Raw genomic sequence first — 14,175 nt, 5'->3', positions numbered from 1 at the left:
TTCCCCCGCGCGCCAGACATGCGAAAATCGTCCCGTGCTCTCGTTCGCCACGATTATTGGCAGCAGGCGCGCCGGTCCGCAGTGATCGCCTCGTACCACCATGTACGGCGCGGCCACCGTGCCCCAGACCCGCGCGCAGACCTCTCGCACCCGCGAGAGGTTTTTTCGTTTTCCGGCCCCATCATCGCCGGAGAGAGGCGCGAGCGATGATGGGGGCAAGTGGAGCCAGTCCTTCCACTCGACAGGAGCTACACACCATGACCACTGAGTCCACTGGGCCCACGGTGCACAACGACAGCTTTCATGTCTTCGACACGACGCTGCGCGACGGCGCCCAGCGTGAGGGCATCAACCTGACCGTCGCCGACAAGCTGGCCATCGCCCGGTACCTGGACGACTTCGGCGTGGGCTTCATCGAGGGCGGCTGGCCCGGCGCCAACCCGCGCGACACCGAGTTCTTCGCCCGCGCCCAGCAGGAGATCGACTTCAAGAACGCCCAGCTCGTCGCCTTCGGCTCCACCCGAAGGCCGGGAGCCAGAGCGGCGGAGGACCCACAGGTCAGGGCGCTGGTCGAATCCGGCGCCCCGGTGGTCACCCTGGTCGCCAAGTCGCATGACCGCCATGTCGAGCTGGCGCTGCGCACCACCCTCGACGAGAACGTCGAGATGGTCCGCGACACCGTCTCCTACCTGCGTGAACAGGGCCGCCGCGTCTTCGTCGACTGCGAGCACTTCTTCGACGGCTACCGCGCCAACCCCGAGTACGCCAAGTCCGTCGTACGGGCCGCCGCCGAAGCGGGCGCCGATGTCGTCGTCCTCTGTGACACCAACGGCGGCATGCTGCCCGCGCAGATCCAGGCCGTCGTCACCACCGTGCTCGCCGACACCGGAGCCCGGCTCGGCATCCACGCCCAGGACGACACCGGCTGCGCCGTCGCCAACACCCTCGCCGCCGTCGACGCCGGCGCCACCCATGTCCAGTGCACGGCCAACGGCTACGGCGAGCGCGTCGGCAACGCCAACCTGTTCCCGGTCGTCGCCGCGCTGGAGCTGAAGTACGCCAAGCGCGTCCTGCCCGAGGGCGCGCTCGCCGAGATGACCCGGATCTCGCACGCCATCGCGGAGATCGTCAACCTCGCGCCCTCCACCCACCAGCCGTATGTCGGCGTCTCCGCCTTCGCGCACAAAGGCGGACTCCACGCCTCCGCGATCAAGGTCGACCCCGACCTCTACCAGCACATCGACCCCGAGCGGGTCGGCAACACCATGCGGATGCTCGTCTCCGACATGGCGGGCCGCGCCTCCGTCGAGCTGAAGGGCCGGGAGCTGGGCATCGACCTCGGCGATGACCGCGATCTGGTCGGCCGGGTCGTCCGCCGGGTCAAGGAGCACGAGCTCAAGGGCTACACCTACGAGGCGGCCGACGCGTCCTTCGAACTGCTGCTGCGCGAAGAGGTCGAGGGCCGGCCCCGCAGCTACTTCCGTACGGAGTCCTGGCGCGCGATCGTCGAGGACCGGCCGGACGGTACGCACGCCAACGAGGCCACCGTGAAGCTGTGGGCCAAGGGCGAGCGGATCGTCGCCACCGCCGAGGGAAACGGCCCGGTCAACGCCCTGGACCGGGCCATGCGGGTCGGTCTGGAGCGGATCTATCCGCAGCTCGCCAAGCTGGAGCTGGTGGACTACAAGGTCCGCATCCTGGAAGGCAGGCACGGTACGGAGTCCACCACCCGTGTGCTGATCACCACGGGCGACGGGGTCGGCGACTGGTCCACGGTCGGGGTCGGCGAGAACGTGATCGCGGCGTCCTGGCAGGCGCTGGAGGACGCGTACACGTACGGACTGCTGCGGGCCGGGGTCGAACCGGCGGAGTAGTCACCCGCTCCGCGCGGTCCGCCCCCGGCCCGTCCGGGCTCCCGGACGGCTGGTCTAGCTCTGGAGCCGCCACTTCTGGTTGGCGGCTCCGGTGCAGGTCCAGATCTGGGCGCGGGCGCCGTTGGCCGGGGAGTTGTCCGTCACATCGAGGCACTTGTCCGCCGCGGTGTTGACGATGTCACCGGTCCCGGCGTTGTACGTCCACTGCTGGGCACCGCTTCCGTTGCAGTCGTACAACTGCACCTTGGCGCCGTTGGCCGTCGACGCCGACGTCACGTCCAGGCACTTGCCGAGTGACCTGATCGTCGAGTCCGTGCCCACCGTCCAGCGCTGGGCCGTCGAGCTGTTGCAGTCGTAGAGCTGGACGGCCGTCCCGTTGGCGCTCGCGCCGGCCGCCACGTCCAGGCACTTGCCGCCGAGCCCGGTGAAGGTGCCCGAGGTGCCGGTGCCGCCACCGCCGGACTGGGTGCCGGACCAGGTGAACGTCGCCGAGGTCTTGCCCGGCAGCGAGTAACTGAAGTTCTGCCCGCCCCAGTTGACCCGCAGCTCACGGGCGGCCGACGCGTCGTTGTACGCGATCAGCGCCTTGGAGCCGTCCGGGTTGCGCCAGGCCACATTGGGCACGGTGGAGCTTGCGGTGGAGGCGATGCGCTCCGCGCCCGGCCTCACGAACTTCGTGAGATGACCCATCGTGTAGTACTCGATGGTGTAGTCGACCTGGCCGTGCCGGCCGTCACCGTTGTGGACCGTGATCAGCCCGTCGCAGGTGCCGCAGCCGCCGTTGTGCGGGCCGCGGTTCTGGTCCACCGCCAGCGACCACTTGGTCACCGACTTCGCCCAGTTGCGGGTGTAGTCGATGATGTTCGACATGTCCTCGCGCTGCTGATTGGCGATCCAGGTACCGCCGGAGTGCTCGGTCTGGAAGGCGTTCAGCTGCGGATACTGGTTGTGGACGTCCGTCTGCTTCTGGACGTTGCCGCCGTAGCCGTGCCAGGCGACACCGCCGAAGTTGGGGTGGTTGCGGACGGCCGCGTCGTTCACGGTCTCCGCCGCGTACGCGTCGTACGTGTCCCAGTTCCAGTCGTGCGCCAGCACCTTGGAGGACAGACCCGCGCTCTGGAGCTTGGGCAGCAGCTCGCTCTTGGTGAAGTAGGCGAGACCCGAGGCGTTCCAGCTCATCGACGGGTAACCGGCGCAGCAGGTCGGCTCGTTCTGCACCGAGACGTAGTCGACCGGGATGCCCTGGTCGCGGTAGGCCTGGAGGTACTTGACGAAGTAGTCCGCGTACGTGCCGTAGTTCTCCGCCTTCAGCCAGCCGCCGTTGAGCTGGCCGTTGTCCTTCATCCAGGCCGGCGCCGTCCACGGCGAGGCCATGGTCGTCAGCGCCGGGTTGAGCTGCTTGGCCTGCTTGGTCAGCGGCAGCACATCGGCCAGATCGTGCGCGAGGGAGAACCGCGCGAGACCCGGGTCGGTCTGGCCCGCCGGGATGTCGTTGTAGGTGTAGCCGAAGCGGGCGAGGTCGGAGCCGCCCATGGGGTTGCGGATGAAGGAGAGCCCGATGCCCTCGGTGGGCGAGAAGAGCTTCTTCATCGTGTCGTCACGGGTCGCCTGGGAGAGCGCGCCGCTGCCCTTCATCAGCCAGGCCGCGGTGTCCGTGAAGGACGCCCCGCCGCCTGTGAAGGTCTGATAGCGGGCGCCCTCGTCGACGCTGACGTTCGTACCGCTGCCGCCGTTGCCCGGCTGGAAGGTGACGGGGGTCTGCTGCTGGAGACCGCGGGTGACATGGCGTCCTCCGCTGTCGTCGGTTGTCGTCAGCCAGATGTTGACCTGCTCGCCGGCGGCTTGCGCCGTACCGGCGGAGAGGCCGGTGAGTCCGGCGGTGGCCAGGGCGCCCGCGAGGAGCGTCCTCGTCAGCCGCCGCCCGATGCCAGTCGATCTCGACATAAGTCTGCTGCCCTTCATCGGCAGTGCTGTGGGGGGTGATGCCGTGCGGCGTGAGTGAACTGCCGTTACGAACGTCCGTCAAGAGGCCGGGTATTCACAAACTGAACGCACAACGTCCCCGCGTCATCCCTGACCTGCGGCCGGCCTGGTACGTAACAAAGGTGCGGACCAATCTCGGTGTGAAGTGTTGACGGCGGTCCTGCGCGCCGGTTAACTCACCGCCGAGCACCGGTACCGGTTCCGGGACCGGTACCGGCCTGTGGGGCCGCGTCCGGTTCCCCACCTCTTCGGGGAGGCCACGATGCGTGTCACCATCGCCGATGTGGCCCGTGAGGCCGGCGTCAGCAAGACGACCGTGTCGCGGGTGATCAATACCAAAGGTGAAGTCGACCGGGGCACGGCCGCCCGTGTCCGGGCCGTGATCGCCCGGCTCGGCTACGTCCCCAGCTCGGGCGCCGTGGGACTGGCCCGCGGCAGCAGCCATACGATCGGCATGCTGGTGCCCGCGCTCAGCTGGCCCTGGATGGGCGAGGTCCTTCAGGGGGTCGTGGACACCGTCGAGGCGGCCGGCTACGGCCTGCTGCTCTTCACCTGCAACCGCGGCCCCGACTCGGTGGAGCACTTCGTCACCCAGGTCTCCGCCCGCGCCTTCGACGGACTGCTCGTCGTGGAGCCGGAGAACACCCTCGACACCATCGTCGGACTGCACCGCAAGGGGCTGCCCGTCGTGCTGATCGACGACCGGGGCAGCCGCCCCGTGGGCTTTCCGTCCGTGGAGACGACCAACCACGAGGGCGGCGCCTCCGCGGCCCGCCATCTGCTGGCCGGCGGGCGCCGCAGACCGCTCGTGATCACCGGGCCCTCGCACTTCGGGTGCGTACGCGACCGGCTCAGGGGCTTCGTCGAGGTCCTGCCCACCGAACTCGTCATGGTGGGGGACTTCACCGAGCTGTCGGGACGGCTCGCGGTGGAGAGACTCCTCAACAACAAGGTCCGTTTCGACTCCGTGTTCGCGCACAACGACATCAGCGCGGCCGGCGCGCTGCGGGCCCTGCGGGCGGCGGGGCGCAAGGTCCCCGACGACGTCGCGGTGGTCGGCTTCGACAACGTTCCGCTGGCCCGGCACACGGAGCCACCGCTGACCACCGTCCGCCAGCCCACCCAGCAGATGGGGGAGATGGCGGCGCGGCTGCTGCTCGGACATCTCGCCGGGACGTCGTCCGTGCCCGGCGGGCCGGTCGTCCTGCCCACCGAGATCATCGTCCGCGAGTCGGCGCCGTAGGCCCGCGCTCCCCTGAGCCCTCGTTCCCGTCGGACCTCGTTCCCGTTCCGTCATTTCCTCGCCCGTCCGGTTCGGCCGTACTTCGGGTAGCGTCAATATGTATGAGGACGAGGCTGATTTCCCTTCTGTCCGGGCTGCTTCTCGCCTTCCTCGCCACGGCCTTCCTGGTGGCGCCGGGCGCGGGCGCGGCCACCGACGCCCCGGCCGCCAGCGGCCCTCAGGCCGTGGGCGAGGCCCTCAAGAAGAGCCCGGTCTATGTGGACCCGCGGGCCGCCGGGCAGCTCTCGGCGTCCGAGGCCGGGGCCCTGGCGAAGAAGATCAAGGACGCGGACAAACCGCTCTTCGTGGCGGTCCTGCCGGCGAACGCCCAGTTCCCGGCGTCGGACGTGCTGCGGGACGTACGGACCGAGACCGGCGTGACAGGGCTGTACGCCATCCGTCTGGGCGACGGATTCAACGCCGGCGCCGACGCCTCGGTGATGCCCGGCCGGGCCGTCGGCAATCTCACGGACGCGGTCAAGGCGGGCGGCCCGGTCGACGCCGCGACCGAGCTGAACAACTTCGTGGACCAGGCCCTGCCACAGGTCCGAGGCCAGGCCCCGGCCTCCTGGGACACCGGGTCGGGCTCGGGCGGCGCGGGCAGCTCGTCCACCGGGCTGATCGTGCTCGGCTCCGTCGTCGTGCTGGGCGGCGCGGGCGCGTACACCGTGGCGCGCGTCAACCGCCGCAAGCGTGACGAGCGCACCCGCGAGGCGCTGGAGAAGCTGCGGGTCGTCGTGGACGAGGACATCACCGCGTTCGGCGAGGAGCTGGACCGGCTCGACTTCCACCCCGGCGAGCCGGGCGCCGATGACGCGATGCGCGCGGACTACGAACGTTCCCTGGACTCCTACGAGAAGGCCAAGTCCCTGATGGGGGCGGCGGAACGGCCCGAGGACGTGCGGGGGGTGACCGAGGCGCTGGAGGACGGCCGGTTCGCGCTGGCCATGCTGGCTGCGCGCAGGACGGGCGCCCCGCTTCCGGAGCGCCGTTCGCCGTGCTTCTTCGATCCGCGGCACGGCCCTTCGGTGACGGACGCGGAGTGGGCGCCGCCCGCCGGTGTCCGGCGTACGGTCCCGGTCTGCGCGGCCGACGCCGCCCGGCTGGCGGACGGTGCGGACCCGCAGACCCGTACGGTCGAGACCGAGCACGGCCGCCGCCCCTACTGGGAGGCAGGACCGGCGTACGGACCGTGGGCCGGCGGCTACTTCGGCGGCGGGCTGCTGCCGGGGCTGCTGGTCGGCACGATGCTCGGCTCGATGATGGCGACCCCCGCCTATGCCGCGGACTTCGGCGGCGGTGACCCGTCCGGCTTCGGCGGCGGAGACTACTCGGGTTCGGACTTCGACCCGGGCGACTTCGGCGGCGGAGGCTTCGGCGGGGGAGGGGACTTCGGCGGGGGTGGCGGGTTCGACGGCGGGGGCGGCGGGTTCTAGATTCCGTCCGGTCCGGGGGATATCAGGCCTTCTTGATCGCGGAGATGTCGAAGCTCAGCTTGACCTTGTCGCTGACCATCACACCGCCGGTCTCCAGCGCGGCGTTCCAGGTCAGGCCCCAGTCGGAGCGCAGGATCGTGGCGCTGCCCTCGAAACCGACGCGCTCGTTGCCGTACACGTCGGTGGCCGAGCCGTTGAACTCCAGATCGATGGTGAGCGGCCGGGTGACGTCCTTGATGGAGAGGTCACCGGTCAGCCGGTAGGTCTCCGCGTCCAGCTGCTCGACGGTGGTGGAGCGGAAGGACATCTTCGGGAACGTCTCGGCGTCGAAGAAGTCGGCGCTGCGCAGATGACCGTCGCGGTCCGCGATCCCGGTGTCGACACTGGCGATCGCGACCTCGATCAGCGCCGAGGAGGCTGTCGGGTCCGTACCGTCCAGGCTCAGCGAGCCCTCGTGCTCCGTGAAGGTGCCCCGGACGTTGGTGACCATCGCGTGCCGGACGGTGAAGCTGATCGTGCTGTGCGCCGGGTCGATGGTGTATTCGCCGGTCAGCGCGGCGAGCGCCGGGTCCACCGTGGCGGTCGCGGTGCCCGCGGAGGCCGTGGTCTGAGCGGAGTCGTTCTTGCGGCCGAAGATTCCCATGACTGCTCCTGAGGTAGTGGTGTGCGCGGTAGGTAGTGGTGTGCGCGGTGGTTGTTTAACCTTCAACGACACTCACCATAGACGTGTCTGGTTCAGATTTCAACAATGTCATCCGATCGAGTTCTCCCGAGGGCGCCGCCCTCTGGCGGACGCGCGTAGACATCGGGCACCATCTCCCTGTTCCACCTGCCCCACCGCCCAATTGGCCCCACCGCCCATCGGCTCCATCGCCCATCGGCACCAATCGGCTCCATGGTCTTCAGCAGGAGAGGGAATCCCCCCAATGAAAATCCGCTCGGTTCTCAGCGCGCTCGCCCTCGTGCTCGGCGCGCTCTTCGCCCCCGGATTCGGTGTTCTGAGCGCGGCCACGGACGCACAGGCCGCCACCAAGATCACCCACGCCACCGCCACCTCGATGTTCCGGTCGTCGGCGATCACCTGGTCCTCGTCGGGTGGCTGCTCCGACCGCAACACCCCGACCTGTACGTCGTTCGACCAGCTCAACCTGGACTCGGCCAAGGGGGCGCAGACGCTGAAGAGCGCCAGCGGCTGCGGCCTCAACATCACGGGTGGTACGGAGACCGGCCACGCGGGCGGCACGTACTCGCACTGGAACGGCTACAAGCTCGACTTCGGCAAGGCCACCTGCGTCACCAACTACATCAAGAACACCTTCACGTACATCGGGGTGCGCGGTGACGGCGCTCCGCAGTGGCAGTCCGGCGCCGGCAACGTCTACGCCGACGAGGGCAACCACTGGGACGTGACGTTCTACAACTGCGGCGGCTGCTGACGCCGTTGGCGCTCCGTACACAGGACGGTGCCCCGCCCTCCCGGTCCCGGGAGGGCGGGGCACCGTCGTCGTACGGAAGCTCCCGTGCGGGAGTTCTCCCGCGGGTACCGGGCCGGAAGGCCGGGTCAGGAACCGACCGACACCGTCCAGCGGCGCGGGTTGCCGTCGTGCGCCGCGCCCGAGACGTCCGGCTGGCCGTCCGGCTGCACGTCGTCGTACGGGAAGGCGTAGCCGATCGGGGTGTTGGCGTGCACCACCCGGGCGAAGTGGTTGGTGACCGGGTCCTTGTAGTAGTCGGCCGCCGTGGCGCCGTTCGGCTGGTCCGCGTGGCTGAGCACCGTCGAGCGGTTGAAGGCGGCCCCGAGCCGGGCGAGCAGGCCCTTCTTGTCGTCCGAGTCGGCGGGGTTGTTCGCGAACGGCCCGCTGTTGCAGGTGAAGATGTCCATCGAGGTCGGCTTGGCGAAGGTGTGGCCCCCGTTGAAGGTGAGCGTGTCACCGCTGACCCGGCCGGTGAACACGCCTCGCCCGCCCTGGAGATCGATCCGCAGATCCGTGGAGCGGTACTTCTCCCAGACCTGGTCGACATAGCTGTCGAAGACATTCGCGAAGGGCGTCTGGCCCGCCAGGTTCTGCGGCGAGATGACGCGCAGGACCCGCCCGTCCCCGCCGCGCAGGACCAGCTGGTCCCAGGGGTGACCGTCCACGCCCGCCTGGGCGGTGAGCCCGTCCGCGATCCGCTCCAGGGCGCCTTCGGGCAGCGGGGCGACCGTATGGGTGGCGTCGCCCTCCAGCGTGATGCCGATGGGCAGGGCCGTCACCAGGTCGACATAGCTGATGTTGGAGAACAGCTGGTCCTGGTTGAAGGTGAACTCGCAGAACGACCAGGTGCGGCCGTAGTTGGGGTCGGAGGGGGTCGCGAAGGCCGGCTCGACCAGGGCGGGGCCCGGGTTGAGGAAGAAGTCCAGCTTGTCGTCGCGTACGAAGTAGACGCGGGCGCCGAACATCCGGGGCAGCGTCAGGACGACCGGCGCGCCGCCCGCGGGGTTGAGCGGGATCGCGCAGTCGACGGGCAGCGGGGTCTGCGGCGCCCCGGGTGACTCCGGCCGGTACACGCTGCCGTCGGCACGCAGCAGCACCCAGCTGTTGGTGGCCTGGTCGTGGCCGGTGACATACGCGTTGACCGCGCCCGGCAGCGACGTGTTCCGCAGGGCCAGCTCGCAGGTCTCCGGGGCGGCCGACGCGTGGGGGCTGAGAGCGCTTCCCCAGACGGGATAGGTGAGCGCTGTCGCGGCCGCGGCCGTACCGGTGAGGAACAGTCTGCGGGATATCACGAATGTTCTCCTGAAATGTGGGGGAACGCAGGGAGTAACGCGGTATGTGGGGGCCGCGCCTGCGTGGGCAACCACTCTTGCGACGCGTGGGGAACGCGTCAAGAGTTGAGCTTGAGAGCGCTCTCACAATCTTCCGGTCCTCACAACTTGGCGGACACGGACCGTGGTTGGGCACATCCGCCCGCGTGGGGGCGCGGCACTCCACCGCGTCGGGACCGTTGAAAGCGGCCGCACGTGCTGCTAGACCAACGGGCAGCCGGTCTGCACCACTTCCGATCGCGGGGGTTTCCGTGTCGCTGCTGTCCGCCTGGTCCCGTCGCGCCTTTCTGACCGTCACCGGAGCGGGCGCCCTCTCGGTCCCCCTCTCGCTCGCGCTCTCCCGCCCGGCCTCCGCCGGACAGCGGGCCGCCGCCGATGAGTTCGAGGAGCTGCGGAGGCGCTGGGTGGACCTCCAGCTCGGCACCGGCTACGACCCGGCCGTCGAGCCGTACGCCTCCCGGCTCGCGCGGACCGGTGAACTGGCCGCGCGCTTCCGGCGGTCGATGGCCCCGGCAGCCGCCTCCCTCTGGCCGGACCGCCCCTTCGACCCGCCGTCCGGGATCACCCAGAGCTACAGCAGGCTGTGGACGATGGCCCAGGCGTACGCACAGCCGGGCACCGGGCTCACGGGCGACGCGGCGCTCCTCGCCGAGGTCGTCCGCGGCCTCGGCCATCTCTCCGCGACCGTCTACCGCCCCGCGACCACCCCGTACGGCAACTGGTGGGAGTGGCAGATCGGCTCTCCCCGGCTGCTCATGGACCTCGTGGCCGTCCTGTACGAGCAGCTCACCGAGGAGCAGCGGGCCGCGGCCTGCGCCGCCGTCGACCACTTCGTCCCCGACGCGCTGCTCGCCGACTACTCGGGCACCAGCACCGGCGCCAACCGGGTCGACCTCTGCCGCTCCGTCGCCCTGCGCGGGGTGCTCGGCCGGGCCCCCGCCAAGCTCGCCCTCGCCCGGGACGCCCTCTCGCCCGTCTTCCCGTATGTCACGAAGGGCGACGGACTCTACGCCGACGGCTCCTTCGTCCAGCACACCTGGGTCGCCTACTCCGGTACGTACGGGCAGGTCATGCTGGACGGCCTCGGCCGGCTGTTCACCCTGCTCGCCGGCTCCACCTGGGCCGTCACCGACCCCGGTCGGCAGGTCATCCTGGACAGCGTGGAGCGCGCCTACGCCCCGCTGATCTACAACGGGCTGATGATGGACGGCGTCAACGGCCGGGCCATCAGCCGCGGTTATCTCCTGAGCGACGACCAGGGGGTGATGCGGAGTGATCACTTCCATGGCCAGGGGCTGATCGCGGCCATCCCGCTGCTCGCGGGCGGTGCCTCCCCGGCCGAGCGGGAGCGCTGGACCGCCCTGGTCAAGGGGTGGATCGAGCGGGACACCGTCTCACCGGTCCTCACCGCCCGCCAGTTCGACGTCGCCGATCTCGCCCGGCTGCACGCCGTCGCCGCCTCGCCCGTACCCGCCGCCCCCGAGCCGGTCGGCCACACGCTCTTCGCCGCGATGGACCGCGCCGTGCACCGGCGGCCCGGCTGGGCCGCCGCGCTCTCCATGGCCTCCGACCGGATCACGCACTACGAGTGCGGCAACGGCGAGAATCCGCGCGGCTGGCACACCGGCGCCGGAATGCTCTACTGGTGGGGCGCGGACCGGGGCAACGACCAGTACACGGACTGGTTCTGGCCCACGGTCGACCCGTATCGGCTGCCGGGCACGACGGTCTCCACCAAGCGGCTCGCGGACCGGGCCGGCGGCGAGTGGGGTGCCCCCAAACCGGCCGTACGGTGGGTCGGCGGCGTGACCGACGGGGAGTTCGCCGCCGTCGGCCAGCATCTCAAGGGCCTCGGCTCGACCCTCGAAGCCCGCACGTCATGGTTCTTCGCGGCCGACGCCGTCATCTGTCTGGGCGCGGGCATCAGCGCCACGGACGGGGTGCCGGCCGAGACGGTCGTGGACAACCGCAACCTCGGCGAGAACGGCGCCGACACGTTCACGCTCGACGACGGGCCCCGCCCGCGCTGGGCCCATCTGGAAGGCCACGGCGGCTGGGTCTTCCCCGGCGGCGCCGGCGTACACACCCTCGTGGAGGCGCGCACGGGCGCCTGGAGCGACATCAACACCACCAGTTCCACTGAACGGCGTACCCGCCGCTACCGGACTCTCTGGCTGGACCACGGCACCGATCCGGTGGACGCCTCGTACGCCTATCTGCTGCTGCCCGGCGCCTCCCGGCGTACCGTGGCGGCCCGCGCCGCCGACCGCCACTGGCTCGGGATCCTCGCCAATACGGCGGCCGCGCAGGCGGTGGAGATCCGCTCACTCGGCTGTACCGCCGCGAACTTCTGGCAGCCGGGGACGGCGGGGCCGCTCACCGCGTCCGCTTCCGCGAGCGTACTCGTCGTGGTCCGCGGCCGTACGGCGGTGTTCCGCGTGAGCGGGCCCACCCGTACGGGGGAGCCGCTGGAGATCGTCTGGGACCGGCCGGTACGGCGGGTGACCGGCCACGACCCTGCCGTCGAGGTGCTCGCGGCGGGCCGTGGCGTACGCCTGAGGATCACCCCCGGCACAGCGGGCGCGAGTCATCGCTGTGAGTTTGCCGTGCGCTGACATCTAGGGGAATCCCACAAGAGCCGGGGGTAGCTTGCTGTTCAGGAACCCCGCAACGGGCCGGGTTCTGTCCAGGCCCACCAGGAATACCGCCACGAGACTGTGTGGAGTCGACGGCGCGATTCCTTGGTGCTCTTCGTAGGGTTGGGACATGACCGTAGTGGACGAGACGCCGGGCGAGCCCGTAGATGCCCGGGGCCGTGTGGCCGAATTGCACGCCCTGCGCGAGGAGGCCCGTCGAGGGCCGAGCGACCGGGCGACCGAGGCACAGCGCGCGAAGGGCAAGCTGACCGCTCGGGAGCGTATCGAGCTGCTGCTCGACGAGGGGTCGTTCAAGGAGGTCGAGCAGCTGCGCAGGCACCGTGCCAGCGGCTTCGGCCTGGAGGCCAGGAAGCCGTACACCGACGGTGTCATCACCGGCTGGGGCACGGTCGAGGGCCGCACGGTCTTCGTGTACGCGCACGACTTCCGGATCTTCGGCGGCGCCCTGGGCGAGGCCCACGCCACGAAGATTCACAAGATCATGGACATGGCCATCGCGGCCGGTGCTCCGCTGGTCTCGCTGAACGACGGGGCGGGGGCCCGGATCCAGGAGGGCGTGTCCGCGCTCGCCGGTTACGGCGGGATCTTCCAGCGCAACACGCGTGCCTCCGGTGTCATCCCGCAGATCAGCGTGATGCTCGGGCCGTGCGCGGGCGGCGCCGCCTACAGCCCGGCCCTCACGGACTTCGTGTTCATGGTCCGTGAGACCTCGCAGATGTTCATCACGGGCCCCGATGTGGTCAAGGCCGTCACGGGTGAGGAGATCACCCAGAACGGTCTGGGCGGCGCCGATGTGCACGCGGAGACCTCGGGCGTCGCGCACTTCGCGTACGACGACGAGGAGACCTGCATCGCCGAGGTGCGCTACCTCCTGTCGATGCTTCCGCAGAACAACCGGGAGAACCCGCCCACGGTCGCCTCCGAGGACCCGGCGGACCGCCGCTCCGACGTGCTGCTCGACCTGGTGCCGGCGGACGGCAACCGCCCGTACGACATGCACAAGGTCATCGAGGAACTCGTCGACGAGGGCGACTTCCTGGAGATCCACGAGCGCTGGGCCCGTAACATCATCTGCGCGCTGGCGCGACTGGACGGGCAGGTCATCGGGATCGTCGCCAACCAGCCGCAGTCGCTGGCGGGCGTCCTGGACATCGAGGCGTCGGAGAAAGCTGCGCGCTTTGTCCAGATGTGCGACGCTTTCAATATCCCCATCGTCACGCTGCTGGATGTGCCCGGCTTCCTGCCGGGTGTCGATCAGGAGCACGGCGGGATCATCCGCCACGGCGCCAAACTCCTGTACGCCTACTGCAACGCCACGGTGCCGAGGATTTCCCTGATCCTGCGCAAGGCGTACGGGGGGGCCTACATCGTGATGGACTCCCAGTCCATCGGGGCCGACCTGACCTATGCCTGGCCGACCAACGAGATCGCGGTGATGGGCGCCGAGGGTGCCGCCAATGTCATCTTCCGCAAGCAGATCGCCGAGGCCGAGGATTCCGAGGCCATGCGTGCCCGCATGGTCAAGGAGTACAAGGCCGAGCTGATGCACCCCTACTACGCGGCGGAGCGCGGACTGGTCGATGACGTCATCGACCCCGCGGAGACCCGTGAGGTGCTCGCGAGCGCGCTCGCGATGCTCCGCACCAAGCACGCCGACCTGCCGTCCCGCAAGCACGGCAACCCCCCGCAGTAAGACCGCGGCCCGCGCCCTCCCGCCGAGAAGACGGAGACACGACTCCATGAGCGACATCACGAACGAATCCCTGCTGCGCGTCGAGAAGGGCCAGGCCGGCCCCGAGGAGCTGGCCGCCATCACGGCGGTGCTGATGGCCCGCGCCGCCGCGCAGCCCGAGGCCCCCGCCCACCGGGGCCGCTCCACCGCGGGCTGGCGCCGGCTGGAGCGCACTCCCGGCTTCCGCGCCCCGCACAGCTGGCAGGGCTGAGCACAACGCCGTAGCCCACGCCCTGGCACGGCACCGACGAAGGCCCCCGCACTCCTGGTGAGTGCGGGGGCCTTCGTCTGACCGTCACGGTTACCGGAGTCGGGCCATGAGGGCGTGTTCGACGAGGGTGATGAGTCCGCTTTTGGCGTCGGCGCGGTGGCGGGCGTCGGTGGTGATGATGGGGGTGTCGGGGC

10 protein-coding genes and 1 pseudogene are annotated in these 14,175 nt (G+C 70.1%); 7 read left to right on the top strand and 4 right to left on the bottom strand.

Going from position 1 to position 14,175, the window contains the following annotated elements; all coding sequences use genetic code 11:
• The first annotated feature begins 257 nt into the window (after nt 1–257).
• A complete protein-coding gene (gene cimA, locus CU044_RS27830) occupies nt 258–1,874 on the top strand; it encodes a citramalate synthase (RefSeq protein ID WP_129771523.1) in 1,617 nt (538 codons plus the stop codon).
• A gap of 54 nt (nt 1,875–1,928) precedes the next feature.
• On the opposite strand, the gene CU044_RS27825 is transcribed toward cimA, so the two are convergent.
• Nucleotides 1,929–3,818, bottom strand: a complete 1,890-nt coding sequence (locus CU044_RS27825; protein WP_129771522.1) for a ricin-type beta-trefoil lectin domain protein — start codon at nt 3,816–3,818, stop codon at nt 1,929–1,931.
• Between the two features lie 301 nt (nt 3,819–4,119).
• Between CU044_RS27825 and CU044_RS27820 the strand changes: the two genes are divergently transcribed.
• A complete protein-coding gene (locus CU044_RS27820; protein ID WP_129771521.1) occupies nt 4,120–5,100 on the top strand; it encodes a LacI family DNA-binding transcriptional regulator in 981 nt (326 codons plus the stop codon).
• A gap of 101 nt (nt 5,101–5,201) precedes the next feature.
• Nucleotides 5,202–6,575, top strand: a complete 1,374-nt coding sequence (locus CU044_RS27815; RefSeq protein ID WP_129771520.1) for a hypothetical protein — start codon at nt 5,202–5,204, stop codon at nt 6,573–6,575.
• 22 nt (nt 6,576–6,597) lie between these two features.
• On the opposite strand, the gene CU044_RS27810 is transcribed toward CU044_RS27815, so the two are convergent.
• Complete coding sequence (locus tag CU044_RS27810) at nt 6,598–7,218, bottom strand: YceI family protein (protein WP_129771519.1); 621 nt, start codon at nt 7,216–7,218, stop codon at nt 6,598–6,600.
• A 283-nt stretch (nt 7,219–7,501) separates the two neighbouring features.
• Here CU044_RS27810 and CU044_RS27805 point away from each other — a divergent pair, with 283 nt between their 5' ends.
• Nucleotides 7,502–8,011, top strand: a complete 510-nt coding sequence (locus tag CU044_RS27805) for a hypothetical protein (RefSeq protein WP_129771518.1) — start codon at nt 7,502–7,504, stop codon at nt 8,009–8,011.
• Nucleotides 8,012–8,136: 125 nt separating this feature from the next.
• Here CU044_RS27805 and CU044_RS27800 read toward each other — a convergent pair whose 3' ends face one another.
• A complete protein-coding gene (locus tag CU044_RS27800; RefSeq protein WP_129771517.1) occupies nt 8,137–9,342 on the bottom strand; it encodes a glycoside hydrolase family 64 protein in 1,206 nt (401 codons plus the stop codon).
• A 299-nt stretch (nt 9,343–9,641) separates the two neighbouring features.
• On the opposite strand from CU044_RS27800, the gene CU044_RS27795 reads away from it, so the two are divergent.
• The 3 genes from CU044_RS27795 to CU044_RS27785 all read left to right on the top strand — a co-directional run bounded on the left by CU044_RS27795 (nt 9,642) and on the right by CU044_RS27785 (nt 13,981).
• Nucleotides 9,642–11,996: a polysaccharide lyase 8 family protein gene (locus CU044_RS27795; RefSeq protein WP_240045885.1), complete on the top strand. Its 2,355-nt coding sequence runs from the start codon at nt 9,642–9,644 to the stop codon at nt 11,994–11,996.
• Between the two features lie 151 nt (nt 11,997–12,147).
• Complete coding sequence (locus CU044_RS27790; RefSeq protein ID WP_129771515.1) at nt 12,148–13,731, top strand: acyl-CoA carboxylase subunit beta; 1,584 nt, start codon at nt 12,148–12,150, stop codon at nt 13,729–13,731.
• Nucleotides 13,732–13,777: 46 nt separating this feature from the next.
• Nucleotides 13,778–13,981: an acyl-CoA carboxylase subunit epsilon gene (locus CU044_RS27785; RefSeq protein WP_129771514.1), complete on the top strand. Its 204-nt coding sequence runs from the start codon at nt 13,778–13,780 to the stop codon at nt 13,979–13,981.
• Nucleotides 13,982–14,071: 90 nt separating this feature from the next.
• Here CU044_RS27785 and CU044_RS27780 read toward each other — a convergent pair.
• Nucleotides 14,072–14,175 (bottom strand): annotated as a pseudogene (locus CU044_RS27780) (ATP-binding protein); the annotation flags it as partial.

Origin of the sequence: Streptomyces sp. L-9-10, from assembly GCF_004151105.1 — a bacterium.
In the GTDB taxonomy this organism is placed as follows: Bacteria; Actinomycetota; Actinomycetes; order Streptomycetales; family Streptomycetaceae; genus Streptomyces.
This window is presented reverse-complemented; position numbering and strand designations above follow the sequence as displayed.

Excerpts from the sequence above, each read along its gene's own strand:
- cimA (WP_129771523.1), top strand. The coding sequence starts at position 258 with ATGACCACTGAGTCCACTGGGCCCACGGTGCACAACGACAGCTTTCAT.
- CU044_RS27825 (WP_129771522.1), bottom strand. The coding sequence starts at position 3,818 with ATGTCGAGATCGACTGGCATCGGGCGGCGGCTGACGAGGACGCTCCTC.
- CU044_RS27820 (WP_129771521.1), top strand. The coding sequence starts at position 4,120 with ATGCGTGTCACCATCGCCGATGTGGCCCGTGAGGCCGGCGTCAGCAAG.
- CU044_RS27815 (WP_129771520.1), top strand. The coding sequence starts at position 5,202 with ATGAGGACGAGGCTGATTTCCCTTCTGTCCGGGCTGCTTCTCGCCTTC.
- CU044_RS27810 (WP_129771519.1), bottom strand. The coding sequence starts at position 7,218 with ATGGGAATCTTCGGCCGCAAGAACGACTCCGCTCAGACCACGGCCTCC.
- CU044_RS27805 (WP_129771518.1), top strand. The coding sequence starts at position 7,502 with ATGAAAATCCGCTCGGTTCTCAGCGCGCTCGCCCTCGTGCTCGGCGCG.
- CU044_RS27790 (WP_129771515.1), top strand. The coding sequence starts at position 12,148 with ATGACCGTAGTGGACGAGACGCCGGGCGAGCCCGTAGATGCCCGGGGC.
- CU044_RS27785 (WP_129771514.1), top strand. The coding sequence starts at position 13,778 with ATGAGCGACATCACGAACGAATCCCTGCTGCGCGTCGAGAAGGGCCAG.